This is a genomic window from Gimesia sp. (genome assembly GCF_040219335.1).
Lineage (GTDB): Bacteria > Planctomycetota > Planctomycetia > Planctomycetales > Planctomycetaceae > Gimesia.
In genome coordinates this window covers 376,595-399,463 of record NZ_JAVJSQ010000031.1, presented here as the reverse complement: position 1 = coordinate 399,463, position 22,869 = coordinate 376,595, and the positions used below count along the sequence as shown (strand labels likewise).

General features: G+C 51.8%; 6 protein-coding genes. 4 read left to right on the top strand and 2 right to left on the bottom strand.

Features of this window, described 5'->3' with window-relative positions:
• Positions 1–644: 644 nt before the first annotated feature.
• The 3 genes from RID21_RS26385 to RID21_RS26375 all read left to right on the top strand — a co-directional run bounded on the left by RID21_RS26385 (position 645) and on the right by RID21_RS26375 (position 19,876).
• Positions 645–18,101, top strand: coding sequence for a choice-of-anchor Q domain-containing protein (locus tag RID21_RS26385; RefSeq protein ID WP_350194156.1), 17,457 nt, complete (start codon positions 645–647; stop codon positions 18,099–18,101).
• Positions 18,102–18,327: 226 nt separating this feature from the next.
• Positions 18,328–19,113 (top strand): hypothetical protein, encoded by a 786-nt coding sequence (locus RID21_RS26380; protein WP_350194154.1) that lies wholly within the window; start codon positions 18,328–18,330, stop codon positions 19,111–19,113.
• 13 nt (positions 19,114–19,126) lie between these two features.
• Positions 19,127–19,876: an endonuclease/exonuclease/phosphatase family protein gene (locus RID21_RS26375; protein WP_350194152.1), complete on the top strand. Its 750-nt coding sequence runs from the start codon at positions 19,127–19,129 to the stop codon at positions 19,874–19,876.
• A 90-nt stretch (positions 19,877–19,966) separates the two neighbouring features.
• Here the strand turns inward: RID21_RS26375 and RID21_RS26370 are convergent, their stop codons facing one another.
• Positions 19,967–20,329: a hypothetical protein gene (locus tag RID21_RS26370; protein WP_350194150.1), complete on the bottom strand. Its 363-nt coding sequence runs from the start codon at positions 20,327–20,329 to the stop codon at positions 19,967–19,969.
• 549 nt (positions 20,330–20,878) lie between these two features.
• Between RID21_RS26370 and RID21_RS26365 the strand changes: the two genes are divergently transcribed.
• Positions 20,879–22,213, top strand: coding sequence for a sulfatase family protein (locus tag RID21_RS26365; protein WP_350194148.1), 1,335 nt, complete (start codon positions 20,879–20,881; stop codon positions 22,211–22,213).
• Between the two features lie 77 nt (positions 22,214–22,290).
• Here the strand turns inward: RID21_RS26365 and RID21_RS26360 are convergent, their stop codons facing one another.
• Positions 22,291–22,611: a hypothetical protein gene (locus RID21_RS26360; protein ID WP_350194146.1), complete on the bottom strand. Its 321-nt coding sequence runs from the start codon at positions 22,609–22,611 to the stop codon at positions 22,291–22,293.
• Between the last annotated feature and the right edge of the window lie 258 nt (positions 22,612–22,869).

The window sequence follows — 22,869 nt, the reverse complement described above, 5'->3', positions numbered from 1 at the left end:
GCATTGCCACGAAGACCATTAAAAACGGTATATCTTGAAAAAACAGTACGATTTTTCGCGAAGAAAGTTTCAAATGTATACCTTTGCCTGTCGTTGTAAAGTTCCCAGATTGCCAGGCTGTCAAAATTCGTGTGGGGCTAAAACCTTTATATCAATCGGTTTGTGATAAGAGAAAAAATTAAGAAATGGTGGCGAGACAAAGTGAATACTGGTTAGTTTTATTCAGGCCACTCGTCTGTATGGTGTAGATTCCAGATCCTGGCAGCAGGCCAGTTGTGCCGTTTGTTTCAAATAAGCGGTCTTCAATCCTGCCTCAAACCCCGATTTTGGACGCTGTCATGATTGTTATAAGTGGAATCCACCAATTATATTTTACCTATTTTGTGCAAATTTCTTTGACATCGGTTCAGACTAGTTTTTAGCATCAAAGTCTGGATTTCTGTAACTACGTAAAAATAGTGAAAATTGTTGGCCTGGGAAGAAAAACAGGCGGTTTTGCAGAAATCTGAGTTATAGAAGAAGCTACCAAACATTACAAAACAGACTGGCATACAGGTCGTACTGAAATCGAGTGAAAAGAGAAGCATTCTTACACCATTCACAGTACAATGCCTTGGTAAATTAGAGTTTATGGGAGACAGCAGATGTTACTGACATCTTGGGTTGAGTCGATGCGAGTTGCTTTCGAAAAAAGCCGTAAGGCGACCTTAAATCCTCGTCGTCGACTTCAACTGAGAAGTGGTCCTTCAATGGCGCGTCAGCGGATTCAGCGTCGGGTTGCCATTGAGCAGTTGGAAGACCGGACCCTTCTGACCTCGTTGATCATCAATCAGATCACTCCGGGGTTGGGTGTGACTCTCAATAACTCGGTACTGGACCCGGATGCCGACGGTGTCTCGAACTACGACACGATCCTGTTCGAAGGGCTGAACATCGATGCCTCTACAGGCTCCGCGGTCTCCATCGATCTGGATAACCTGACGTTCGCTGAACCGTTCCAGGTTCTGTTCGACAATGTATCGATCAATGCGGATGCGGGTGTCGGAATCGATATCGAACTGTCCAATCTGCTGGCCGATACCATCGCCATCGACAGCTCGACGATCACAGGCGGCCTCGGAAACGCATTCAACCTTGATCTGACCAACGTGATCCTGAATGAGTTCAACATTATCGATTCTGGTCTTACCAGTCAGGCCGGTGCTGGTGTGACGGTTGCCTTGAGTGCTTCGACCCTCGAAGAGACTTCACTGCGTCGTTCGAACATTGACGGTGTCTCAATCGATGTGGCAGACGGATCTGTTCTGCGGCACACCACCATGGCAGACAACACGATCGCCGGTACCTCCGGAAATGACGGTGTGAGCGTCAACCTTGTGGATTCGATTGCTGAAGAGCTGCGGTTGACGAATAACAACAACATTCAGGGAGTCCACATCAATGTTGATGATACCGCAGACGGTGGTGCAGCACTCCTGACCGAACTGTACATTAAGACAAACCAGATCAGTGGTAATACAGCAGGTGACGGAGTTCGCCTGGACCTGAATAACGTCGATCAATTCGTTTCGATTACCGGAAACACCATCTCTTCCAACTCAGGACACGGGATTGTCTTCGATCAGACGGACGGCGACCTGAGCGGTGATATTTCCGGGAACAGTATTTCCGCCAATACCGGACACGGGATCTACTTCACTCCCTCCACCACCAACCCGGTACCAACCGGTGACGGCGCACCCGGAGTGCCTGCCTATGATGGTATTCCGGGGTCGACTGACAAAATCGACTTCTCTTCCGCACGGAACGAAGTTCAGCTGATTTCGTTCGAAGGGGTGCCAACTGGCGGTACTTTTACAATTTCCTATACCGGCGGTGATGGTGTCACAGAAACCACGGCGGGAATTCTCCCGACCGCGACAGCGTCCCAGGTCAAACTCGCGATGGTTAACGCCTTCAGTGGAATTCACTTCGATGACATTCTGGTTAACGGAAACTTCCAGGATGGTTACGAAGTGGAATTCGTCAACGCTGCCGGCGGTCAGAACCAGAATCTGCTCACCGTGGATGCCAGCGGTTTCAACAGTACGCCGGCCAGTGTTTCTGTCACTCAGGATACCTCCGGCAACGTGAGTGAAGTACAGAATCTGGAAATCACAGGTACACCGGCTTTTGGTACCTTCCAACTGAACTTCCTGGGTAGCTCGGTAGTATTGCCGTATACTTCGCTGAATGCAGCCGACCTGCAGACGCAACTGAACCTGATCGCACTGACGTTTGATGATGGCAGTGGAAATATGCCATTCCAGGACAGTCCGATTCAGGTTGATCCGACTGCCTCCGGGTTCGATATTATCTTCCTCGACGGTCGGAGCATGCACGATCTGAATGTTCCGCAGATTACAGTCGATACATCAGGTTTGAACCTGTTCGTGAATGTGGCGCAGGGACCAGCTGAACTCAACCCGAATAAGCCAGTCGACCAGATCATTACCTTCCAGGATGTTGACGGTAACATTGTTACTCCCACGGGTGGTTCGTTCACACTGACTTTCCAGGGCGAGACTACAAACGCGATCGCGATCGACGCCAACCCGGCAACGATGATTGCAAATATCGATGCCGCTCTGGAATCACTCTTCTCTTCCACAAATATTACCGGTACCGTGGGGGACTTCATCGTTTCCGGTGATTTCGCAACCGGCTTTACCGTCGAATTCAATGAATATCAGCACCTGGGTATGTTGGGCTTCAATGATCCGACATTTGGAACTTTTCAGCTGACTTTTCTGGGACAGAACGTCACCCTGCCCTATACCGATTCCATTCCCAGTGCCGCTGGTGCACTTAACATTCAGAATGCTTTGAATGGTATCGCGAACACTCAGTCGTTTGGCGGAAGCCCCGTCAGCGTTGTCGTCAGTGGTAACGGTTACGATATCATCTTCCTGGATTCAGGCTCTCTGGCAAACGTTGACATCGGTCAAATTGCCACGAACGCGGACCGGATGCGGTTTGACATTATTATGTCCAATCTGATTCAGGGGAATGCATCTACGAATGAGCAGCAGACTCTGGAGTTCCAGAACTCTCAGGGAGTATTTCCATTCAACTTCGCCGGCAACGGGGTCGACATTACGAATCCGCCGGCTGGAGCTTCTTTCACACTGACATTCCAGGGTGAAGAGACGGGTGGAATCGTCATTGATACGGACCCGGCTGTAACCGCAGCGAATATTGATGCCGCACTGGAAGCTCTTAGTATTGCAACCAGTGGAGATGATTTCGATGTGACCGGAGACTATGTCAATGGTTTCACAATTGAATTCCAGGGCGACTTCGCGGATGCCAACGTTCCGCTGATCGTGGCTAACGTCTTCCCCCTGGATGTGGTCCCCAGCACCTCTGTTGGTAATTTTAACCTGACGACAATCAATCCCGTGACTGGCGATCCGGCTGCTCTGCTGCCGAACGTTTCCATCGCCGCCACAACTACCACTCAAGGGATCGGTTTGAACGAGATCCAGACGATTTCGATTCCCAATCCACCAGGTGGGGGGACATTCACTTTAGATACCGTCAACAGCACCAATGGTCCTGTTGTACTGGATTTTGATGCGACGGCTGCTGAAGTTCAAGCTGCCCTGGAAAGCCTGGATGCAGTTGGTGCCGGTAACGTTCTGGTAACCGGCTCTGCTCTGACCGGCGGGTTTACTGTCGAATTCATCGGCGATTTCCGCGCGGAATCTCCCGGCGACACGATCCTGATTGATGACAGTGGTATTCTGATCGTCGTACCTGAGGTGACAACCATTGCCGAAGGGACGACAATTAACGAAGTCCAGGAAATCAGCGTCGATGCAACGCCGACAGCGGGTGACTTTACCCTGACATTCGATGGCGCGACTACCGGTCCGATCGCCTATAACGCAGACGCCGCTACGATTATTGCTGCCCTGGTGGCACTCCCGACATTGAATCCCGGAGACGTACTGGTGCGGGGAACTGCCGACACCGGTTTCGAAATCGAGTTTGTGGGAAGTCTGGCTACGATTAACACCCCGCAGGTGATTGTTGATGCGACCAACCTGACCGGGGCCGGAATGACCGTGAAAACCACGAGTGTGGGCGGATACCTGCGTGGTATTCGTGGCAACCTGATTACCGGAAACACTGGTGCCGGTATTGAAATCGATCTGGAGATGTATACCTCATTCTATGGGGAAATCGTCGGCAACACGATTAACTCCAATGAGACCCAGGGGATTAACCTGATTGCTGCTGATCCGACCATTCTCAAGAGTGTTGATTTCAGTCTGACAGTCGACGGCAACAGCATGGACAATAACCGTGGTGCCGGTGTCGCCGTGAGCATGCAGGATACTGCAACTGGTGATGTCAGTATTACGGGCAACACAATTACCAGCACCCGCAATGACGCGAACTCAAGCACTCCCTTTGCCGGAGATGCGATTTATATTGATTTGATTGGTACCGATGTCAGCTTTGAGGCATTTAACCAGTTACGCGATCTGACGATTGATGGCAACTTCCTGGGTACCGACGCGAACAACACCGGCGGGCTGGGGAATATTGGTCACGGGGTCGGAATTCATATTGAAGAATCGACGATCATCGACCGCACCGAAATTTCCAATAACGTGATCGCCAACAACTCCGGCGACGGTGTCAACTTCCACCGTGAAGACGATGCCCGGGTGGGACGTGCGGTCATCGATCCGATTGTTGGTGAAGAGCGAGCCGTGATGATTCACGATAACACCATCACCGGCAACAGCGATGGTGTGGACATCCTGGCTCAAAACGGAAACCTGACGACAACTGACTTCGAGATTAAAGACAATACCATTTCGTCCAACTCGCGGGACGGTGTCAGCCTGCATGCCGAAGCAGATGCGACCCTCTATGTCGATATCATCAACAACGAGATCAACTCAAACAATCTGAACGGTATCGAAACAACCACACGAACTACCAGTTATTTCGGAACGGACCGGCGTGATGTATCCGGTACCTGGATTCAGAATACAGTCAGTAACAACGGCAATCATGGTATCCGAATTTCCGGCCGCATCGGTAACCGCAACATGCTCTTCATCGGTCTGGATGGCGTCGATCCGATCACGGGAGAAGATCGTGGCAACATGATCGAAGGCAATAATCGCGACGGGATTCAGATTGCCGCTCACCAGGACCGGATTCAGGGTAACGTCAAGATTGCCAACAACTCGATTCTCTCGAACGCCACCGGTGGTCTGGAACTGTTAGGAGAAGGTTTGAATTCGTCGATCGACGAAAACCTGATCGCGTTCAACACCGGCAAAGGGGTGGATATCAACTCCAACGGCCAGACTATTTTCATGCGTAATAACATCATTACGGAAAATACGGAGGATGGTCTCGAGATTCTGGCTGCCAACAATATTGCTCATAATGAAGATAACTTTACCTTGACCATCACAATTGGTGGTGATGCCCGCACCAGCCTGACCGCAATCGGGAACTTCATCGACAACAACGGTGGCCGCGGGGTGGACCTGCAGACTGAAGAGCAGGCTGACTCGGACATTATCTTTGGTGATGGCACGGAGACCGGAGCCAACCGGATCGTTTCTAACGCCCTGGAAGGTTTCTATGTTGTTACAACTGCTTCACGGGGACAGGACCAGGATGCGAACAGCACTGCAGCCCTGGATGCCACCGGGGCGGTTGAGTCTTCTCATGCAGACATGGTATTGAATATCGATACCAACTACATCCAGGATAACGGCGTCAGCAGTGGCTTCTCCTCCAACGGTCTGATTCTGCGGATCGGTACGATGGCTGGTGAGCACGTTGATTTCAGAAGTCATGAGCCTGGTACTGATGCGGGTACAGGAGCAGAGGGTAGTGACGAGTTCTTCGATTTCGGTGACGGACGCTCCAATGTCTCGGTTACGAACAACGAATTCGAGGGTAACTTCGGGGAAGATGTCTATATTGAATCATTCACATCGACCGTCGATCCTAATACCACGACTGACAACTGGGATGTCAACGCGAACCCACCATTCCGTGTCACCAATTCGTACGAAGGCGACCCACTTGCTCGCCTGAACCTGGTGTTTGAAGGGAATACGGGTAACGGTCTGAATGTGACCAATGTTGGTGGTTTCTATAACAACTCCGAGCCGGTCTTTAAATCAAGGCTCAATAATGGTTCACCTGCTCCGAACCCCGATGGGCCCTTTAACTCGGCCACCCGCCGGCGTAATGCCCAGCGTGTCGGTTCGCGTACCAATCTGGCGCCATTCAGTGCTCCTAACGAAGCACCTACGGCCGTCGGAACTGTTGCGACTGCCTTCCTGACCTCGCCCGGCGGCCCGATCCAGGTAACTACGGCCACGGCACACGGTTTAACTTCAGGCAGCGTGGTTGAAATTACGGGAGTCTTTTCGAATGAGGTCGACGGATTCTATCGAGATATGAGTCCGGTCAACGGTGTGTTCTACATTGATGTGGTCGATGCCTTCAACTTCACTTTGCGTAGTACCGAAGGAGCGATCCTGGGTGATGTGATCTCCAACTTCGGAACCTGGTCTTTTAATGATACGGGCGCCTTCCTGTATCCCGGGATGGGGGTCAGTACCTTCCGTATTGCTCAGGGATTTGATGGTGTCGGCAATGGTTTCCAGTCCGGGGATTCCTTCCTGAGCCAGATCAATCGGCCGGGAACAATTTTTGGGGAACTCAGCTTCGGTTGGGATGCCTGGATTCCGAATGATGACAGCTTCCTGGTACCGAATACGAGAACATTCCTGACGGCAGATATTTCTGTTGCCGTTCCTGACCCGACGACAGGGGCGATTACCGATCCGTTGATCATCTCCTTCACAGAAGATGTAAATGGCGTTGATATCAGCGATTTTGTCCTGTTGCGGGACAATGTGGCTGTAGCCCTGAATGCTTCCATGCTGACTCAGCTTACTTCCCGGACCTTTGCCCTGGATCTCAGTTCGGTAACCGGAGTGCAAGGTGAATATCAGCTGCAACTGGTCAATAACGGGACTATTACGGATGCGAAATACATCAGTCCTGCTTCACCCATCACCGGCAATTCGCCCGCCAACTTCCTGATGTTCGGGGATGTTGAACGCTTCACCGTCGACACGACGGCTCCGACAGCAGACATCGTTGATGTTTCACCCGATCCGCGAAGCGAAGCGGCTGGCGAAGTCGTGATCAACTTCTCTGAGGATGTGCAGGGAGTTGACCTGAGCGATTTCACCATCACTGTTGATGGGGGAACACCAATCAACCTGGCATCCACACCTGCTACATTGACCCAGGTTACCGGTAGCCAGTTCATTCTGGATATCAGCAAAGTCACCAGTCTGTCTGGTGACTATGTATTGACTCTGAATGCGGCAGGCTCATCCATTACCGACCTGGCTGGTAACGATCTGGCTGCCAACGCAAGTGACACCTGGCTGAACGATACGCTGTCTCCGATCGCTCAGTTTGTGAATGTTACAGATCCGGTGCCATCAGGGACCGATCCTGGTTTTACTGTCACTCTGAATTTCTCAGAAGATGTAACCGGACTGGCCTTGTCCGATTTTACACTGACTGATCCCGCTGGCAATGTAATCGATCTCTCGACCACTTCAGCGACTTTGGTTCCCGTGACCGCTTCGCAGTACAATATCGTGCTGGGAACGCTGGCTGATGACAACGGTATCTACACCCTGACGTATCACTCCGAAGGATCTGCCGTTCAGGATATCGCCGGTAACGAAGCTTCCGGACCTGCTTCCGAGACCTGGCAGAAAGGTGTTGAAGTCATCGCTCCGACGGCTGGTATCCAGGACATTACTCCGGATCCACGTCCTTCCGGTTCCGCTGTAGGCGTCGTGACAATCAACTTCTCAGAAGATGTAACCGGTGTCGATATCAGCGACTTTGAACTGTTGCTCGACGATGGCAGCGGTCAGGTCCCAATTTCATTAGCTTCTCTGTCTGTGACACCGCTTAACGGGTCGACCTACCAGATCGATTTAAGCACCGTGACGACACAAGATGGAGATTACGTTCTGAATCTGCTGGCCGACGGTACGATTGAAGACCTGGCTGGAAATAAATTTACCGCTGTTGCTTCCGACAGCTGGCGTACCGGCGGTATTGGCCCGGTCGCAACCATTGAAGATCTCCCGCCGATTCTGGTTACCAATGCCGGGGTGGTGACAGTCACCTTCGATGAAGCAGTTTCCGGTGTTGACATCTCCGATTTCAGCCTGAAACTGGACGGACAGGATGTGTCGCTGGCCGGACTGACCGTGACACCTTTAAGTGGCAGCCAGTACCAGATTGACCTCGGTTCAGTGACTGGTATTTACGGTAATTACACACTGACCCTGGTTGCTGAGGGTTCCAACATCCGCAGCATCACGACGCTCGATCCGATGCTGGATGACGCGTCGGAAACCTGGATTGCCAGCGATACCATCGACCTGACAAGTGGAACCCCCGTCTTTACGGATGGTGTTGATTCCCTTGCTGGTGACGGGATCGTCGGTGATGGTACCACAGGTACCCAGACACTGCGTGCAGCGATTCAGGAAGCTAATGCCCTGGCTGGTTCGAATATCATCGACCTGGCCGCTGGTACTTACGTGCTGAGCATCGCTGGTTTCGATGAAGATCTGTCAGCGACAGGCGACCTCGACATCCGGGACAATCTGACCATTCGCGGTCAGGGAGTCGGAGTCACCGTGATCGATGCAGGAGCCCTGGATCGTATCTTCCAGGTATTCGCCGGCGTTACGCTGAACCTCGAAAATCTGACAATCACGAACGGTGCATTGACCGGTAGTGCCGACGGTGCTGGTATCCGCAACAGTGGTACAACAACGCTGTCTCATGTTGAAGTAACCGGAAACGTCTCTGAAGACAGTGCCGGCGGTATCAACAATACCGGGGTGATGATCATCGTCGACAGTACGATTTCCAATAACAGTGCCGGCGGTAGCGGTGGTGGTATCCGCAATACCGGTTCACTACAGATTTCTCGCAGTACTCTGTATGGAAACACCACAGAACGTGATGGTGGTGCCCTCTTCAATGCGGCAGCCGGTGATGTAGAGCTCTCTAACAGCACATTCTCAGGCAACCAGGCTGACCGCAGCGGTGGTGCAATTCGTAACACCGCAACATTGAGTGCCGTGAATAACACGATGACTCAAAACGATGCAGGAACCACTGGTGGTGCAATCTCGAACACCGGAACTGCAATTCTGCAGAACGATCTGATTCTGGACAACACCGCTGCCAGTGATGCCGACCTGCAGGGAGCCTATAACAGCCTGGGTGGAAACCTGGTCGGTGTGGTCGGAACTGCGACCGGACTGGGAGCCTTGGACATCCAGGGTGTCATTGATCCGACGGTCGTGCTGGATTCCAATCTGGCCGATAACGGCGGACCGACTCTGACCCATGCCCTGTTGCTGGGAAGTGTCGCCATCAACTCCGGTATCAACACTGATATCGATGCCCTGGAACAGCGCGGTTCACAGCGGGTGCTGGGATCAGCCGTAGACATCGGTGCTGTTGAATTCGGAACCTTCTTCGTCAACAGCGACCTGGATACCGTTGATGCCAACCTTGGCGATGGAATCGCCGCGGATGCAGACGGAAATATCACCCTGCGTGCCGCGATCATGGAAGCCAATGCTCTGGCAGGTGACTCGCTGATCATTCTGGGATCCGGAACCTATGCTCTGACGCTGACAGGTGCAGGTGAAAACAATGCCTTCACAGGCGACCTGGACGTGACCGATACCAGTGGTACATTGACTATTCTGGGAGCTGGCAACGGACAGACCATTATTGATGCTACCGGGCTGGACGATCGTGTCTTCGATGTCTTCACCGATGCCGATCTGACATTGCACGGATTGACGGTCACCGGCGGTAATGCTGTCGGAACCAGCGGTGGTGGTATTCGTAACATCGGTACCGTCTCGCTCGTGAATACTTCTGTCGAAGGTAACACCGCTGAATTCAACGGTGGTGGTATCCTGAACGGAGAACTGGGACAGCAGGGGACTTTGAATCTCTCCAACAGTCAGGTCTCGGGTAACAGCGCCGTTGACGGTGGTGGTATCTACAACAACGATCAGTCACAGGTCACGATTGTCGATTCTGCAGTAACCGGCAACACAGCCAGTGGCGATGGTGCAGGTCTCTATAATGACCTGCAGGCCACAATTGGCATTACCCGTAGTGACATCTCCGGAAACACGGCGACACTGGACGGTGGTGGTATCTATAACAACGATCTGGCCAGCCTGACCATCAATGATAGTAAGGTCAATAATAATACCGCGAATCAGGGTGGTGGTATCTTCAATGAAGAAGCGGCATCTCTGACCGTATCCCGGACAACCGTTTCCGGAAACACAACCACTCTGGGTGGTGGCGGTATCTACAACGACGGCGGTATCGCAACACTGACGGATGTCTCAATCCTGACGAACACCGCTCACCTTGACGGGGGTGGTCTGTACAATGCGACCGCTGGTGAAGTGACAATCACAGATGGTTTCTTCGATGATAACTCAGCTGATCGTGATGGTGGTGCGATTGCCAACTTCGGTGTCTCCCTGATCCTGAGCGGTACCACCGTTCGCGACAGTGAAGCCCAGCAGTTTGGTGGTGGTCTCTATAACGATCAGGAAGAAGGAGCGGTTTCGATCAGCCAGAGCTCCTTCATCAACAACGTCGCTGTGTCCGGTGCTGGTATCTACAACCAGGAACTGGGCGTTGTGAATCTGGATCTGTCGGACATCGTGCAGAATACTGCCAGCAGCGACGGTGGTGGTATCTACAACACTTCGAGTGCCGTGGTTAACGTTCAGCGGACGACCGTTGACGGAAACCGAGCTCTGAATGGTGCCGGTATCTATAACGATGATGTCGCACAACTGAACCTGTTCGACAGCACTGTTTCCAACAACGTTGCTGCCGGTGATGGCGGTGGTCTGTATAACAACTCTTTCGAAGCGTCCAGCGTTGTGAACGCCACGATTTCGGGCAACGAAGCTGGTAACAATGGTGGCGGTATCTTCAACAGTGATGAAGGCAGTATCGAAGTCACCAACGCGACGATCTTCAATAACTCCTCGATCTCCGGCGGTGGTATCTTCAATGCCGTCGATGGTTATATGACTGTGGCGAATACCATCGTTGCCGGTAATTCGACAACTTCACCCGGTCCGGATGTGACAGGCGACTTTGATTCACGCGGCAACAACCTGATTGGTGTCGGCGGTATTTCAACCGGCTTCACCGATGGCGTTGACGGTGACATTGTGGGTACCTTCGCGACTCCGGTCAGCCCGGGATTGGGAGCACTGCAGGATAACGGCGGTGCGACCTTTACTCACGAGCTGCTCGGCGGAAGTCTGGCCCGCGATGCAGGTAATAACTTCTACGCTCCCACCGATGACCAGCGGGGTTTCGCCCGCCTGTTTGACGGGGACGGCAATGGTTCACTCATCGTGGATATCGGGGCTTTCGAGTCTGGTTACATCGTAACCGGCTTCGGGGACTCAGTCGATGCGAACCCCGGTGATGGCGTGAGCGTTGATGTCAACGGGCAGAGTACTCTGCGGGCAGCTATTATTGAATCCAACACGCGTGCTGGTGCTGACACAATTCTGTTGGGAACCGGAGTCTATACCCTCTCGCTGTTCGGTCAGGGTGAAGACAACGCCTACTGGGGCGACCTCGATATTACCGATGACCTGACGATCATCGGTGCCGGTTCGGGCAAAACTGTGATTGATGCAGATTACCTGGATCGAATCTTCGAGATCTTCGCAGGTGTCAACGTTTCGATTCGCGGGGTCACGCTCGTTAATGGTGATGTCACCCGGGTCGAAGACGGCGGTGCCATCCTGAACTTCGGTAATCTGACTCTGGATGATGTCGAAATTAAGGACAGCCTGGCGAACCGTGGTGGAGCACTGTTCAACAATGGTAGCGTGATCATGACGGACAGCTTCTTCCACAACAACACAGCGATCGCCGATGGTGGTGCCATCTTTAATAACGATCCCGGTACCATCAACATCGACTTGAGTGAGATTTCTTTCAACGATGCTGAAAACGGTGGTGGTATCTACAACTCCACAGGTGGAACCCTGCAGGTAAATGACACGACGATCGACAGCAATACTGCAACTGTCGCCGGTGGTGGTGTCTTCGTTTCGGATCAGGCTGCTGTGGGGAATGGTGAAGGTGGTGACGGAGTAAATGTGCCTGCCGTCAACAATGGGATCGTAGGATCTGATCCAGATCAGGAACCTGATGGAGATTATCCGGTCTATAATGATGGATATGTGGAAACTGTTCTTCCTAACTACGATTATGGTGATGCAGAAACTGCTCTCTTGAGCGAAGTTCCTCCGTTCCCCGTTGCGGATACTTTTAATCTGAGTTCGCTGCCCGGGGCCAGCCACACGATTTATCTCGATTTCAATGGCCATACGACAACGGGAACCCAGTGGAATTCCGCATTTGGTACCATTGTCACACCTGCTTATGATACTGATGGCGATACCAGTACATTCAGCCTGGCTGAAATCGAAGTGATTCAGCGTACCTGGCTGCGGGTAGTTGAAGACTTTGCACCGTTCAATGTCAATGTGACGACCGCAGAGCCACCCGTCAGCGATCTGATCAGAACCGATGCATCCGATACCCGCTGGGGTATCCGTGTTGTGATTGGTGCGAACACCTGGTACAGCAATGCCGGGGGCGTGGCTTATGTTGGTTCCTTCAACGACAACGTCGATACTCCAACTTATGTGTTTAACACAGGTCTGATTGGTGTTTCCGAGGCTGTCAGCCACGAAGTCGGACATACTCTCGGGTTGGTCCACGATGGTACATCAACCCTGGAGTACTACGATGGTCATGGCAGTGGTGCAAACGGCTGGGCTCCGATCATGGGCGTTGGTTATTACCAGAACCTGGTTCAATGGAGCCAGGGTGAGTACAACGATGCCAACAACAGCGAAGACGACCTGAGTATCATTACAACTCAGAACGGATTTGGTTACCGGGCCGATGATCACGCCAGTACGATTGGTTTTGCGTCCGTTATCGTCAATGGTTCCGCTTCCGGAATCGTCGAGCGAAACACCGATGTGGACTATTTCGAGTTCTCAACCACGGGTGGTGATGTCACCATCGATCCATTCTTTGAGAGCCCCAACCTGGACATTCTTGCCACCCTTTATGATTCCAGCGGCACCCAAATTGCAACGAGTAACCCCACTGGCGCTCTGAATGCCTCATTCACCGGACTGGCAGCAGGCACCTACTACGTGTCTATCGAAGGGACTGGTGAAGGTGACGTACTGGGAACAGGTTACTCAGACTACGGCAGTCTGGGGCAGTACACAATTTCTGTGACTGGCCAGCCTCAAATTGTGGAAGCGGGCGACGTATCGATTACCAACAGCACGATTTCCAACAACTTTGCCGGAACCCGTGGTGGTGGTCTGCTGAACGAAGATACGATTGAACTGTCTAACGTGACCATCTCCGGAAACGAAGCCGGTAAAGAAGGCGGTGGTATTCACAACACTGGTGAGCTGACCATCAACAATACCACTATCTACAACAACACGACTGAAGGTTCAGGCGGTGGTGTCTACTCTGTTGCAGCAACCGCATCCGTCGATGTCAAAAACACGATCATCGCCGGAAACGATTCGCTGTTGAGCGGAGATGATGTTGAAGGTTCCTTCACCTCTGAGGGACACAACCTGATTGGTACCCGCGGTACTGCAGTCGGCTTTATTAACGGGTTCAACGATGATATTGTCGGGTCGAACGCCCAACACATCGATCCGTTCCTGAGTCCGCTGCAGGACAATGGCGGCCCCACATTCACCCACGCTCTGCTGCCAGGCAGTCTGGCCATTGATGCGGGTGACAACACTGACGGTGTGACTATCGATCAGCGTGGTGCTCTGCGTCCGACAGACACAACCAGTGATATCGGTGCTTTCGAAATCGTCACTCCGACGATCAGCATCACTGATGTCAGCCAGGTTGAAACGAATGCCGGTACGACCGAGTTTGAATTTGTGGTCTCGCTGTCGAATGCGAATGTAGATGAAGTGACCGTCGACTTTGAAACGTCCAACGGAACTGCAGTTGCCGGTATCGACTATGCCTTCACAACCGGTCGGGTGACCTTCTCTGCTGGAGAAACGACCCAGGTAGTTCGGGTGATTGTCAATGGTGACACGCTTGTCGAAGATCACGAAACCTTCTTCGTCAATCTGTTCAATGCCCAGGGGGCAGCCATTGCAGATGATCAGGGATTGGGGACGATCCTGAACGATGAGGCTTCGATCTCCATCGACGATGTAACGCTGGACGAAGGTCCGGTTGGAACGACAACCAACTTCAACTTTACCGTTTCGCTGTTGACTCCTGTCGCCGGCGTAGTAACGGTCGATCTGGAAACGGCTGACATCTCCGCAACTCTGGCAGATTCGGACTATGTCCAACTCCTGCCACAGACGATTACTTTCAATCCGGGAGAAACGGAAAAGACCATTACGGTTGTCGTAAATGGTGACAGCACGATTGAATCAGATGAAACCTTCAGTGTGAATCTGTCGAATGCCAGCAGCAATGCTACCATCGCCGATGCGACCGGTATCGGAACCATCGAAAATGATGACTTTGCCCTGCTGTCGATCAGTGATGTTACTCTGACGGAAGACTACGACGGAGGACCAACAACCACATTCACATTTACTGTGACGGTATCGCAGGCGACCAGTGCAGATGTTACTTTTGATATTACAACTGTCGATGGTACAGCTCTGGCCGGTAGCGACTATGTGGCCAATGCCATTAACGGACTGGTGATTCCAGCTGGGATGACTGAAGTGACATTCGACGTCGTTGTGAATAACGATGCTCTGACCGAGCCTAATGAATACTTCACTGTTGAAATCGATGATACCTTTAATCCTCCGTTGAACGCGAATGTTCTGGATGGAGTTGGAGTCGGTACTATCGTAGACAACGGGATCGTAGTCGACACGACAGACGATATTGTCGATGCTGGTGATGGCCTGACCTCACTGCGTGAAGCCATCAACGATGCCAATGCCACACCGGGTGTGGATAACATTATCCTGCTGCCGGGAATTTACGATATCTCAATCGCAGGGGCTGGTGAAAACAATAATGCCACTGGTGACTTCGATATTTCTGAATCAGTAAATATCTTCGGTCAGGGATCGGGAACCACAATCATTGATGCCCATCAGCTGGATCGCATCTTCGAAACTTCGGGTGGTGTCACGCTGAACCTGTCCAATATGGAACTGCGGAACGGTGATGCCGATGATGGTGGTGCACTCCTGGCTCAGGGGCCGACCACACTGAATCAGATCATCTTCCGTGACAATAACTCGGACTTCCTGGGTGGTGCAATCGTGAGTGCCTCCAGCCTGGATATCTCCGATGCCTTGTTCATCAACAACCATGCTGGATTCCAGGGTGGTGCGATTTATCAGTATACGAATACGGCAACTGTGTCTCGCACAACCTTCGAAGCTAATACATCCGATGCTCGTGCCGGTGCTGTCTATGTTGCCTCTGGTGCCACATTGGATGTTTCTCAGTCTCTGTTCTACTTGAACGAGTCAGGCAGCCGTGGTGGTGCGATCTTTAATGAAGGGACTGTTATTTCAACCAACACGACCTTCTCGGCCAACCATTCCGGTTCACGTGGTGGTGCGATCCTGAACGAGGGAACTCTGACAGTCGTTAACAACACGCTGACCGATAATACTGCTGACCAGACCGGTGGTGGTATTTCCAACAGTGCCGGCGGTTTCGTAACCCTGGTCAACACAATCGTCGCTGGTAACAGTGGAGCACAGGGGAATCCCGATCTGGGCGGTGTCTACGACTCTGCCACCAGCTTCAATAACCTGGTCGGCGACATTGGAGGAGCCACCGGACTGACCGATGCTGTGAATGGAAACATTATCGGTTCACTGCTCTCCCCCGTTGATCCTAAGCTGGGAATCCTGCTGGATAATGGTGGTCCTACCCGGACTCACACACTGCTGTTCGGCAGTGCGGCGATTGACGCCGGTCGGAATAACGGTGCCCCACTGGTCGATCAGCGTGGCGAACCCCGTCCGGTTGATGGCGACAATGATTCCGTCCCGATTACCGATATCGGTGCCGTCGAACTGAAAGATCCACCAGCAGCTCCGCTGTTTGGTACCGGCGGTGATTCAAGCGTCGTTGACGAACAGACCAATATTCAGATTTCGGTGGTCAAAGACCGGACCGTTGTCTCCAGTAATGGACATACCTTTGCCCTGCCGGGCAATGCTGACTGGCTCGATGAATGGGATTCATTCTGGGTTGAAGTCTGGGTCGATACTGCCAGCGGTTTCGGAATTTCCGATGTGCTGACGAACATCGCTTATAACACTGCTTACTTCTCAGCGACTTCAGTCGAATTCGGTTCCAACTTCAACTTCAACCGGACTGTGATTATCGACGATGAAGCCGGCGTTGTTCGCAACCTGGGCGGTAGCACTAACCAGGCAAACGTCGGTGGTTCCGGTTACGCTCTGCTGGCTCGAATCAAGTTCGAGTCTCTGGCAGGTGACCAGGTTGAAGTAGACCCCACCGATCTGACTCTGGAACCGCTGTCTCTGGGACTGGATATCCAGAACTCCGAAATCAACATCTCTGGTGTTGGTGAAGCTGTTGTGACTGTCGGGGCTCTGCCTGAAACCGATCTGTATCCTGTGATCTATGATATCAACAACAGTAATTCGATTGATTTCAAGGACCTGGTCTTCTTCACTTCTGCTTATAACCAGAGTGTGATCAACGCCTCTTCCAGCTTTGCCGCGGCATTGGACTTCGATAAGAGTGGTCGGGTCGACTATCGTGACCTGACTTACCTGGCATCGAACTACAACAAGCGGAAGGGCGGAAACTCGGAAGTGATCTTCCCGACCAACTTCGGTCAGAAGTGGATCGGAACCCAACTGGAAGTCAACAGTGGTGATGACACCATCGACGAAGTTGTGGAAGCGGCCGTAAATACCTGGGAAGCAGCATTGGGACTGGATGAGCCTCTGGAAGTTCAGATCATCGTTCAGGACTTCGGTACTGCCCAGCTGGGGTCTGGTCAGACAACCGAGTACAACGTTGACGGTGTTCCAGTTGCCGGTCGGGTGGTGATTGACAACGATGCCAACGGCTTAGGCTGGCACGTCGATGTTACCGATGCACCAACCGGGGGCAGCTACGACCTGTTTACCGTGCTGCTGCACGAAATCGGACACGTTCTCGGGTTCACCCGCTACTACAGCGGATTCAATAATCTGGTCAATGACGATGGTATGGGTGGGCTGACATTCGTCGGTTCTGACTTCACCGTCGAACTGGATCCAACAGGTCTGCACATCGAAGATCCTGCCGTTGGTGATGATCTGATGAATGACACGCTCGATCCGGGGGTCCGTAAGACAATCTCTGATCTGGACGTCAAAATGCTGCTCGAATCGTATGCGAATGCATCCGGTGGTTCCGGCAGCGGATCTGCCAGCCCGATCTTCGGTACAAACGGTACTCCGACTTCAGAGCCTGTTGAACCGATGCTGATTCAGAGTACGGAAGCGGCTCAGACCTTCGCTGCGGAATCCACCGTCAGCCTGGCTGCACCAGCTGTGATCGCACCGGTGAAAGAAGAAAGCACCGAAGAGAGTGGTCTTTCGCAGACCGTCTCCTACGATGCGATTCAGCCTGCACTCTACGATCAGGACCTGCTGGTAGATCGGAAGACTCTGGATGGCAGTCTGGTTGATGATCTGTATGATTCAGAATACTTTGAGAATGAATTCCAGGATATCGATGATCGGGAACTGGTCTTGGCTCATGCTGATGATGATCTGGATCTGGCCGGTGATGCTCAACTGGACGAGGACATGATGGATGATGCCTTCACTAACTGGGAAGGTCCTCTGTTATAAAAAACCGTTTTCAATCGTTCCTCAGGGAATGAAATGAAACTTTGAGATATGCCCCTTTGCAGCAGATTACTGTTGCGGAGGGGCATTTTTATTTCTGGAGTAGTCCGTCGGCGCATCTTTCCTCCAGGCGGGCACGGCGGTAAGATATGAGGTGTGAGTTCCCTGTGCGCCGGTGCCGCGTTCGGGGTACTGTCAGACCCCTTCCGCTTGAGAGGAGATGAAGATCTTGAATCGTACAAAACTGGTCATTGCAGGCTGCCTGCTGGGGTTGAGTCTCGCGTTAAACGCTATGGAACAGGTGCAGGCTGCAGAATGGGGGAACTTAACCGGGCAGTTTAAGTTTACCGGAGAGCGGCAGGCACCCGCGAAACTCGATATCAACCGGGATCAGGAAATCTGTGGTAAATTCGACGATCTGATTGTCGATCAGAGTCTGGTTACCGGGAAAGACGGGGGGCTGGCGAATGTGTTTATCTACCTGCGGGAATCCCGTATGCAGGAAGCTCAGATTCATCCATCGTACGACAAGCTTCCTGCGTCGGTCACCATCGAAAACAAAGGTTGCATCTTTCAGCCGCATGTGGCGGGGCTGTGGGTTAAACGCCAGAAACTGCAGGCCGTCAATAAAGATCTCTGTGCGCACGGCTTCCAGGTGAAGGCTTATCGTAATATGAGCCTGAATCAACTATTGCCTCCCGGAGAAAAACTCGATCATCAGTTTGAACATGGTGAGAAGCTCCCGCTACGGATGAGCTGCAGCATTCATCCCTGGCAGGAAGGCTGGCTGGTGGCTCTGGGTCATCCTTACTTTGCGACTTCAGATGATTCGGGACGATTCCAGATTCAGAATCTGCCTGTGGGCGAATGGGAGTTCCAGCTCTGGCATGAAAAAGCAGGATATCTGGCCGCCCGGGATGATTGGAAACGGGGACGCTTCAAGCTTAAAATTAAACCCGGTACGACAGACCTGGGAGTGATCCCGGTTGCGCCCGCATTACTCACTGGCAAGTAAAATCAAATCTAATATGCGACTGTTGAGCTATAACATTCATAAAGGGATTGGCGGACGTGACCGTCGATATCAACTGGAACGGGTGATCGGTGTCATCGAGCAGGAAAATCCGGATATCATCTGCCTGCACGAAGTCGACCGGAATGTGAAACGTTCCCGCTTCAATAACCAGCCGAAGATCTTTGCCGATTACTTCAATATGCCGGAATCGCTGTATCAGCTGAATGTCAAGCTGAAGACAGGGGGCTACGGCAATCTGATCCTTTCCCGCTGGTCGTTCCTGTCACAGCATCAGATTTCGCTGACCAATAAGTGGCGGAAAGCGCGCGGCGCCCAGATTGTGTTGATTGACTCTCCTGAGGGGCCCTTTCAACTGGTGAACTTCCACCTGGGGCTGGCTGAAAAAGAGCGACACTGGCAGATCAATCATCTGCTGACGCATCGGTTATTCCGGGAAGGGAATGATCATCCTTCACTGATTGTGGGTGACACGAACGACTGGCGGAATACTCTGGCGAACGGGAAGTTCTCTGAATTTGAATATCAGGAAGTGACGAGCCCACCGTCCCGCTTTCGGTCGTTTCCTGCGTATATGCCTGTGGGGACGCTGGATAAGGCGTTTATTCGCGGTGAGATCGGTGTTAAGCAGGCGAGGCTGGCACGGTCTCAGCTTTCACGTCAGGCTTCCGATCATCTGCCCCTGGTGATTGACTTTCATCTGAATCAACATGCCAGCGAATGGATAAAAAAAGCAGGGCAATGACCATTGTCACTACCCTGCTTTTGATATTTTAACTTCAGTAGTCCCGACTCAATGTTGGAAAAACTGAGGTCGGCAACTCCGTGGAGTCAATTACTCTTTAACATCTCCAACGGGAGGCAGTTCGTCTTTTTCGATGTAGTCACCAAAAGTTTTACCTTCGGTGGGGCTGGGCATCTTTTCAGCAGCTTTGAGTGCTTTGACGATCTTGTCCTTGTCGGTTTCTTTCCGCTTTGACAGACCTTTACCAACGGCCTGACCGTAGGCACTCTTTTCTTTCTTGGTCTTGCCAGGGTGACAGATGCCGCATTTTTTGTCGATCAGCATTTTGGAGTCAGGGTATGTTTCTGCCCAGATTTTTTTGAAGTTAGGACGAGCTTCAACCTGCTTTTCACCACAGATCAGAGTCAGTCCGGCGATCGCCAGGCCAAACATCAACGCTACTTTTACGTTCATCATTTTCCGCATAAAATTCCTCATATTCTTCTAAAAAGTAAGTGACAGTTAACTTAAGAAGCTCCCGGCTTGAGCCAGCCAGAAACCTCGGTCAGTGGTTGCCCCGTATCACAAGAAGTTCGAGTTTTTCAAATCACAACAAATTGTGTAACTACATTAGAATACTCATTTTCCACGCTGTCAACGCACTCAAGGAAATCGAATCAAGAATGTCTCATTTGAAAAATTCTGATTTATCAATCTCTTCATCTCCGGCAAAAACGTTCTTATTCTGATTGAATCAACGCTTGAGGGGGGTACCGGGGATCAGTAATGCGTCTGGTTGTAAGTTGTTTTAATTATTGATCTTAGTGAAGTAGTTGGTAGGATGGATTGAACTTGGTTGGGATCTGTGTGTATGTCTTCTGCAGTTCCTTACGTCATTATAAGATTCAGCGTTGGGGATTTTAAAGAATTTTTTTCGAATAATTCTCCCGCCTGATTCTTCCCCCTGGCGGCGTTCATTCGAATAGAGGCCATTGATCGCGCTCGTATCATAAGGAGTTCATCGTGAAGCTGTGTAAAAACCTGTTGCTGGTGGTACTGGTGGTCTGGGGGGCTTGCGCTGCTCCGCGGAATGTACTGGCTGAAGCCGCGTCCCGTCCGAATATTGTGATGATCATTTCCGATGATCAGGCCTGGAACGATTATGGTTTCATGGGGCATGAAAAGATTCAAACTCCCAACCTGGACAAGCTGGCGTCGGAGAGCGCCATCTTCAAACGTGGTTATGTTCCGACCAGCCTGTGTCGCCCCAGTCTGATGACGATGATTACCGGTCTGTATCCGCATCAGAATATGATTACGGGGAATGATCCTCCCAAAGGCATGGATCGCCAGAAGCTGCTGAAACATGTTCGCGCTGTTGACTGCCTGCCTCAAATGCTGGGCAAACTGGGATACAAGAGTTATCAGTGTGGCAAATGGTGGGAAGGCAATCCCAGCCTGGCCGGCTTCACATCGGCGATGACACATGGTGACCCCAAACGGGGAGGACGTCATGGTGACCTGGGTTTGAAGATCGGTCGGGAAGGGATGAAACCCGTTTATGAGTTCATTGATGAATGCAAAGACGAGCCTTTCTTTCTGTGGTATGCCCCCTTCCTGCCCCACACTCCTCACAATCCACCTCAGCGGATTCTGAAGAAATACCTTAATCCAGAAACTCCAGTAGAGCTGTCCTATTATTACGCGATGGTTGAGTGGTTCGACGAAACCTGCGGACAACTACTGGACTACCTGGATCAGAAACAGCTGTCGGACAACACAATAGTTGTTTACGTGACGGACAACGGCTGGATTCAGTATGTGCCTGAATCCGAAGCGGAACGCAAGAAAATGAAACGTCGTTTCCGTTATGCCCCCAAGTCGAAGCGGAGTCCCTATGATGGCGGTCTCAGGACACCCATCCTGCTTCGCTGGCCGGGGAAAATCAAACCGGCAGAGTATGATACGCTGGTGAGCAGCATCGATCTGGCACCGACAATTCTGGATGCCGTCGGGTTAAAACCGACCAGAGCCATGGAAGGGATCAATCTGCTGCAGGTGATTCAGAACGGTGGCAAGACTGACCGCAAAGCGATTTTCGGCGAGATCTTCGAGCATGATATGGTCGACATTGATGATCCCGTCACGAGTCTTAAATATCGCTGGTGCATCGAAGGGGACTGGAAAGCGATCTTCCCCGGACCCCGGCTGAGTGAAGAAAAGCCCGAGTTATATAACCTGGCGCAGGATCCGTTTGAGCAGCACAATGCCGCAGCTGCGCATCCCGAACTGGTTCAACAGCTCTTGAAGCAGACCAATGCCTGGTGGAATGTTCCCGCAAAATCAGCGATGAACTGAAACGATTACCCGGGCAGATCGAGGGTTCGATCTGTCCGGGTTTCTCGCGCCACTTTTAAAGAACAGGAGATACGGGATCAGTGATGATCCCAGTGTCCTGACTGATGGTAGTCGTAGTGACCGGGCTGATAGTGGTAATGATTTCGATGCCGGTAGAATCCGCCGGGGTGATAGTCGTAATGGCTGGTATCATGCCAGTAAGAGTGACGTCGGCCGTGATAGTAGGGACGCACTTGATGTGAGCGATAGCGGCCGCGGTATCCACCGTAATTACTGTAGCCATATCCGTTGCCCAGATTCAGGCTGAAATTGACTCCCCCCGCTTCTGCTGTGGAGGCACTCCCGAGCATTGCGAATCCACCTGCCAAAGCAACGCAAACGATCATGAACTTTTTCATCTTTCCATTCCTTAAAAGAGATTACGGTTGTTTTGGAATTTGCGACCGCGTCTGAGGAATGTTAAAAAGCATCGATTGTGCCAATTAAACCGATTGGGTTGTAAGTGGCCTCTATAATTGACTTTAAGGGGATATGGGCGTGCCGGGTCGATTTCCGGTCTGTGATCATTATGATAAAAGCGCCCTCAGAGTGACCCCAGAACTGAGAACTTACCGGCAGATCCTGCCTGTGAACTTAAGCTTGAATCGGAAAGTTGC

Bases quoted from the DNA above. Each gene is read 5' to 3' on its own strand.
- RID21_RS26370 (WP_350194150.1), bottom strand. From the start codon at position 20,329: ATGAACGTAAAAGTAGCGTTGATGTTTGGCCTGGCGATCGCCGGACTG.
- RID21_RS26385 (WP_350194156.1), top strand. From the start codon at position 645: ATGTTACTGACATCTTGGGTTGAGTCGATGCGAGTTGCTTTCGAAAAA.
- RID21_RS26360 (WP_350194146.1), bottom strand. From the start codon at position 22,611: ATGAAAAAGTTCATGATCGTTTGCGTTGCTTTGGCAGGTGGATTCGCA.
- RID21_RS26375 (WP_350194152.1), top strand. From the start codon at position 19,127: ATGCGACTGTTGAGCTATAACATTCATAAAGGGATTGGCGGACGTGAC.